The 6369-nt window shown below is 42.4% G+C and carries 6 protein-coding genes; 4 read left to right on the top strand and 2 right to left on the bottom strand.

Features of this window, described 5'->3' with window-relative positions; all coding sequences use genetic code 11:
• Positions 1-472 precede the first annotated feature (472 nt).
• Together EGV91_RS04100 and EGV91_RS04095 are read left to right on the top strand one after the other, a co-directional pair.
• The gene (locus tag EGV91_RS04100; protein WP_135500932.1) at positions 473-1201 is read left to right on the top strand and encodes a hypothetical protein; all 729 of its coding nucleotides are present in this window, start codon (positions 473-475) and stop codon (positions 1199-1201) included.
• Positions 1202-1502: 301 nt separating this feature from the next.
• Positions 1503-1913: a GIY-YIG nuclease family protein gene (locus EGV91_RS04095; protein WP_158290565.1), complete on the top strand. Its 411-nt coding sequence runs from the start codon at positions 1503-1505 to the stop codon at positions 1911-1913.
• Positions 1914-2068: 155 nt separating this feature from the next.
• Here the strand turns inward: EGV91_RS04095 and EGV91_RS04090 are convergent, their stop codons facing one another.
• Positions 2069-3070 carry a hypothetical protein gene (locus tag EGV91_RS04090; RefSeq protein WP_135500928.1) on the bottom strand — a complete coding sequence of 334 codons (1002 nt, stop codon included), beginning with the start codon at positions 3068-3070 and terminating at the stop codon, positions 2069-2071.
• 236 nt (positions 3071-3306) lie between these two features.
• Entirely contained in the window at positions 3307-4497 is a 1191-nt protein-coding gene (locus EGV91_RS04085; RefSeq protein WP_135500926.1) for a CDP-glycerol glycerophosphotransferase family protein, read from the bottom strand.
• 254 nt (positions 4498-4751) lie between these two features.
• Between EGV91_RS04085 and tagD the strand changes: the two genes are divergently transcribed.
• Together tagD and EGV91_RS04075 are read left to right on the top strand one after the other, a co-directional pair.
• The gene (gene tagD / locus EGV91_RS04080; RefSeq protein WP_135500925.1) at positions 4752-5144 is read left to right on the top strand and encodes a glycerol-3-phosphate cytidylyltransferase; all 393 of its coding nucleotides are present in this window, start codon (positions 4752-4754) and stop codon (positions 5142-5144) included.
• Positions 5141-6343 carry a CDP-glycerol glycerophosphotransferase family protein gene (locus EGV91_RS04075; protein WP_135500923.1) on the top strand — a complete coding sequence of 401 codons (1203 nt, stop codon included), beginning with the start codon at positions 5141-5143 and terminating at the stop codon, positions 6341-6343. The genes tagD and EGV91_RS04075 overlap by 4 nt, the downstream gene beginning before the upstream one ends.
• Positions 6344-6369: the final 26 nt, after the last annotated feature.

Genomic DNA, 6369 nt, shown 5'->3' with positions numbered 1-6369 from the left:
TGTCTCTGTCTCTGTCTCTGCATCGATGCGCTAGCTTCGAGACATGAAAAAACGTTGCATCGATGCGCTAGCTTCGAGACATGAAAAAACGTTGCATCGATGCGCTAGCTTCGAGACATTAAAGTGTGTTGCAGTGCTCCGCACTTCGTCGCAAAGAATTGCCCTCGCAGGCTTCGGTCAACTCTTGCCTGCGGGGCAGCGAAGCGACGAGACAGCCGAGACCCCGGAAGCAGCGATAGCGGCCTGAGGAGGGTTGGCGGAATATCAGTTACTACTACTAAAATGAACAGTATTTGATAAAAAACAGTATTTTTATGTAACTTACTGATATTCTTTTTGAATCATCAACAACTTTTTTACTAAGGATTGTATTGTTTAATATTTTTAATCGTGTTAATATTCAATTAATTAAGGTAAATATTTATTAAGTTTCATTGATTCTTATTGAAAATAATGTAAGGAGGATGGTGAAATGAAAAAGTATGGGCTTCTGTTCGCTGCTATAATATTGCTGCTGGGAGGTTATCTGGCCTATTTGTTTGAGTTTAAGGAATATAATACATCAGATGCAGAAGTCGACATCCTGACGAAAGAAGAATACGTCATTGAGCTTGCGGATGGTTCGAAAATCGTGTTGGATAAAAACGGCAACTTGATCCGACACATTACAGGTGCAGACGGCAAAGTCACCACAGTCGACGTTGCCGGCAGCTTGCCCATCTCACAAGTCAGTGATGGAGCGGTTGCTTCTGCCACTAGCGAAAACGCTAAGTCATCCGCAAAAAAAGGAGAGTCCGGGAATTCCGGCAAAGCTGCTGAATCTAAAGCAGCCAAAGGAAAAGCGCCAAAAGCTTCAGTGAAGGATATTAAAAACCAGTACGAGCCTGCTTTAGCGAATATCGAAGAACAAGCCTATGATAATTTGGACAACCTGATCAATCTCGCAAAAAGCGAATACTTGGAAATGGAAGCCAATGACCAGAAAATCAGCTACCCATATTTTTACAATAAATACACTGGCGCGGCCGCTAAACTTGAAGAACGGACCGACAAAGTGTTCAATGCGGTCATGCAAATCATGGAACATGATTTAAAAGTGAACGGGCATTCTACGGAAATAGTTGAGTCTATGCATAAGGAATACAAAAACAAGAAGAACAAACTTCGCCGTGATATCTTGAAAGAAACGGCTGGTTTGTAAATGTACCCATTTAATTGAAATTCCCTTTAATGTATATTGAATAAGAATCCGCCGCGCCGAATCTCCATGCGCCGGCGGTTTTAAGGTTTTTCCTCACCTAAAACCGATGTATAAGATCTTGAATAAACTTAATTTTACAAATTCTTTGAATAGTATCGCTTAATTCAAAATTATTGGTTAGAATAGAAGTATTATTATAAATTAAGAGCTGGTGGTAGATGCAGGCATTATGCCCACAGCTCTGAGAGCCAGGAAATTGATATGGCTTTTGAACGCAGGATAACGTGAGGAGGAAATGCTGATGAGAGAAAAAATCAATGATTTATTGTCCAAAGAGAATTACGCTTTCGATAAAGACAAATGGAAGTCGATTGAAAATGTGCCTTTCTCGTATAATGCGGGAACTATCCAACTTCTCAACAAGATCAAAAAAAATATGGGAATGGCCAAGGGCATCTATATTTTCAGTGATTCCAATGAACGGATTTTATACATTGGAAAAGGTGCTCCAATCTACAACCGGATCCGCCGCCATTTCGCTAAACTCAAAAAGACCTCCCCTGAAGAGGAAGCCGCATTTCCTGCAAACGATGCCCCGCGCTCAATTTCAATTTACTGGGTTGAAATAGAACAGCCTGAAACCCGGGAAGTTGTAGAGCATATGCTGTGCTATACTTTGAACCCGGAATACAAGAAATGGTATGCAACATAATGGTGATATGGCTGGCAGAACCGGCCATTTCGGTTCTCACCTCCAACTGATATCCCTTTTACTTCATCAAGCATCTTGGGTGCATTGATGATTTTTTCTTTTAGGGCAAAGGCAAAAAACTCTCCAGAAGCAGATGCGCTCCGAGAGAGTTGAGTTTAAACAATGGAGATTTGAAAGACATCTTCTTGCTCCATTTCCTGAACAAGCGTTTTAGCGTAATGCGTAGGATTGGCTTTTTTCAGGGAAAAAACTTTCTCGCTTTTCCGGCTGAGCCCAGACAATATTTCGAGTTCTACCCGAGTTGCATCATCAATCATCAGGCCCGGATTAAAAAATTCGTATGCTGTCAATAACGGCGCTCTGAGGAAATTGAATTCGTATCTGTTCAAGTTCATCAATTTGCTGACAGCAACGCTTTCCGGCAGCTGCAATACTTCATCCGCCCCTTTTTCCAGAATGGCAATATGGGTCACTTCAGCAGTCATCAAGCCTTTCTTTTTCACATTTTTCGATGACGCTTCCCCGCCCTTTTTATCGTTGTTTTTTGAGTAATGGCAAAACGAATTGGTCCACGGAACCGCATAAATTTTGTGGCCATCCGTTATCGCCATATCTTCCGCTATGAACTGTGCACCGTATTCCATACAGGCAGTTGTTGCGCTCAATGTTTTTCCGGTGTCTGGCGGCGCGAATATCGCAATAGTTTTTCCATCTTTTTCAAATGCCGAACAATGGATCGGAGCGTAACCCTTTTTCAGCAGCAACAGCGCTGCAAGATCAGTGACGATGTAATGGACCGAATGGAGATTCATGATTCTGTGAGTGATGAATTTATAATAGGCTTTGTTGACAGTGATTTTCGCTTCATCCGACAGCAGGTTTTCCGCTTTCACCCTCATTTTTTGATTTAATGCGAGTTTGCGTGTGTAATAGATCTTGTCTTCCCCTGGGTTGCCGTTGAAATAATGGTAGCGCCCCATCCCCTTGAGTTGCTCGTCATCATTGAAATTCTCCAATACGACATTGATTCTGACCGCGCATTTGTCGTATTCTTCCTTTGTGGCTTGCGGCATTTCCGTACCAAAACTCCAAGTGAAATTTTTGATATTCGTCTTTACCCCGAGAATGCCTTTTGATGCGATGAAATAATAAATCATCAAATGTCCTCCCCTTCTACAATATCCGCATGATCGTTGGCACCTCCTGCTTGTCAGAGTGCCGGGCATATCCGGACCCCTTTCACCCCCTAAAAAATTTCATTTGAAGCCATTTTAGCGATGAAACGTTAAGGAGAGGTTAAATTGAACCATATCAATTTACATACACGTAATATTATTTACGTTTAAATGCGTAAAAAAGCCGCCATTCTGCCATGGCGGCTTTTATACGGCGTTTATTTTCGGAGGAAAGCCCGGACTGCCCGATCAGCAGCGCGGCCATCCTCTAAAGAATTGAATTTTTCCTTGAAAGCGATTGCTGCTGCATTCATTTCCGCAGGCGATGCTGCAATTCTGTCAAGCGCATCGAATAATTGCTGTTCATTTTGGACGATTGGCCCCGGAGCTTCCTTTTCGATATCGAAATAGAACCCTCTCAACTGATCTCGGTATGTTTCCAAATCATACATGAAGAAAATGATCGGCCGATCCAGTATGGCGTAATCAAAGAAAACAGAAGAGTAATCCGTGACGAGCAAATCTGAAATCAGGTACAAATCGCGGATGTCCGGATAATTCGAAACGTTATAGACGATTCCTTCGTGCGCTGAAAAATCGAAGTTTTCGGCGACAAGGTAATGCATTCTTGATAATAAAACCCATTCAGAGCCATATTTCTCTTTCCAGGCTTCCAGGTCAAATTTGAAGTCGAATTTATACTGCCCTTTTTTATAGAATTCGTTGTCCCTCCACGTCGGGGCGTATAGCATGACTTTCTTATCCCCTGGAATGCCAAGGTTTTTCTTAATCGTACTGCTCAAAGTTTCGGAGGGATTTGCGAGCACATCGTTTCTGGGGTACCCTGACTCGATGACATTGCCCTTATAAGCGAATGCCCGCTTGAAAATGCTTGTTGAATAGGTATTTGGCGAAATCAAATAATCCCATTTCTCAGATTCTGCAACAAAATTACGCTTATAAGCGTCTGTATCAGTACCAGGCATATGGACTTCTTCGATATCGAGACCCAATTTCTTCAACGGCGTACCATGCCAAGTCTGCACGTAGACCGTCTTTGATGGCTTCGGCATCCAAAGCGGCAAACGCACATTATTGACCCAATAGCCGGCACGAGGGAATGTCAGGAACCATTGAGGTGTAAAGCGCCGGATATAAGGCACTTTGAATTCGTCGAATAACGGCGTTGCACTCTTGTCAACGCTCCACAAAAGATGATATTCCGGAAAATGCTCTTTCATGTATTCGTAAAGTGCTCTCGGATTATCACTATATTGTTTCGCATGGAAGCTTTCAAAAATCACCAAATTCTTTTTTCGCGGGAGTTTTCCCAGAACTACGAAGGCCGTGCGGAAAAGCTTTAATAAAAATCGATTGTTTTTGATAGACTTTAATGTTGTCGCTAGCATTTAGTTACCTCGCTATTTCCTGTTTCTCATTCTCTTAGCAGTGCCCTTGGCGAATTCATTTCATCGCAAACGCAGACACGTTCTTTGTATCAATGTCCGCCACTTGAAAGTTAAACTATTTCCATGTCAATTCGCATGAAAATTCCTTATAAATACCATATTTTAAATAGCTATTCTAGATGATAACATATAATATGGTAACATAGCATATTGTACAAAATAAGAAAATAAGCAATTCTGGAGTGAATAAATAGATGAAAAAAGTAATTACTTACGGAACGTTCGATTTAATACACCATGGCCATATCAATATCTTAAAAAGAGCGAAAGATTTAGGCGATTATTTGGTTGTCGGGCTATCTTCCGACGAATTCAATGCCCTAAAAGGCAAAGCTGCGTACCATTCGTTTGAGGAACGGAAAATGATTCTTGAAGCGATTAAATACGTGGATGAAGTCATACCCGAACATAATTGGGGCCAGAAAGTATCCGATATCAAATCGAATAACATCGATTTATTTGTCATGGGTTCAGATTGGGAAGGGAAATTCGACGAACTCAAAGAACATTGTGATGTGGTTTACTTGCCTCGTACTGAAGGCATTTCCACCTCCAAAATCAAAACTGACCTTCTGAACCAACAATGATCAAAGAAGCCGGAATTTCCATTTACCTTATCTTATTTAAAATCTGCTTTGCTTTTTTTAAAATTTTCCCTTTAAAAAACAAAACAGTTTTTCTATCTTCGTTTGGAGATAATGCATACTTTCTGGCAAAAGAATTGGCGCGCGACAATGGACACCCAATCGTCTTTGTCAACCAGACCCGCTGCAAAATCGACTTCTCTGCGATTCCAGCGGAAAATAAGAAAATTTATGCATTTGAATCCATTAACATCGTGGATACACTTTTTTCCATCTACCACCTGGCTACGGCAAAGTATGTCTTCGTCGATAATTACGCAGGCGTCCTTTCCGCTGTCACTTTCCGCAAAGAAGTGAAATGCGTGCAATTATGGCACGCAGCAGGAGCAATCAAGAAGTTCGGCTGGAGCGATCCTGAGACCAATGCAAGAAGCGCCAGAGCCAAAGCCCGATTTCAGCAAGTCTATGACCGCTTTCAATTCATTCCAGTCGGTTCGCAGCAAATGGCGGATATCTTTTCAGCTTCTTTTCACGTCGACCAAAGCCATTTTCTCTATACAGGTGTGCCGCAGACCGACTTCTATTTTGATGAAGAAGCTAAAGCCCGGGGTTTGGAACGGGTGAAAAAAGCCTTTCCTTCGGTTATCGGGAAAAAGGTGGTCCTTTACGCACCAACATTCCGCAAAGATGCGCTTCAGAAAATGGAATTGAAGCTTGATATCGCTAAAATGCTGGAAGAATTGCCGGACGATGTGCTGATTATTGTGCGTCTCCACCCTTCTGTGCATGAAGCGGCGAAGCTGCCGGACCATCCACGCGTCCTGCTCGCGAGCGATTATCCTCATCTCAACGAGCTATTGCTGGTAAGCGATATCCTAGTAACCGACTATTCTTCGATTCCTGTGGAATTTTCGCTGCTGGGCAAAAAAATGATTTTCTATACATACGATTCTGAATCATATGGCCGCACCCAAGGAATATGGGCAGAAAACAGCCACTACTTCCCTGGCCCCATCGCCAAGACCACTTCCGAAGTGATCCAGCATATAGCTGACCCCGAAATCGATTACGCCCAGATTGAGGATTTTCGAAACCATTGGAATACCTATTCCAATGGCCATTCCACCAAACATTTGATCATGTCGATTTACGAAGAGGAAAGCCGCGGCCGTTCCAGCCATAACGAAACACACCATGCATAAGCTGGTGTGTTTTTTGATGCTAAAAA

Origin of the sequence: Planococcus koreensis (genome assembly GCF_004761975.1) — a bacterium.
Classification (GTDB): Bacteria; Bacillota; Bacilli; order Bacillales_A; family Planococcaceae; genus Planococcus; species Planococcus koreensis.
This window is presented reverse-complemented; position numbering and strand designations above follow the sequence as displayed.

Bases quoted from the DNA above. Each gene is read 5' to 3' on its own strand.
- EGV91_RS04085 (WP_135500926.1), bottom strand. From the start codon at position 4,497: ATGCTAGCGACAACATTAAAGTCTATCAAAAACAATCGATTTTTATTA.
- EGV91_RS04075 (WP_135500923.1), top strand. From the start codon at position 5,141: ATGATCAAAGAAGCCGGAATTTCCATTTACCTTATCTTATTTAAAATC.
- EGV91_RS04090 (WP_135500928.1), bottom strand. From the start codon at position 3,070: ATGATTTATTATTTCATCGCATCAAAAGGCATTCTCGGGGTAAAGACG.
- EGV91_RS04095 (WP_158290565.1), top strand. From the start codon at position 1,503: ATGAGAGAAAAAATCAATGATTTATTGTCCAAAGAGAATTACGCTTTC.
- EGV91_RS04100 (WP_135500932.1), top strand. From the start codon at position 473: ATGAAAAAGTATGGGCTTCTGTTCGCTGCTATAATATTGCTGCTGGGA.
- tagD (WP_135500925.1), top strand. From the start codon at position 4,752: ATGAAAAAAGTAATTACTTACGGAACGTTCGATTTAATACACCATGGC.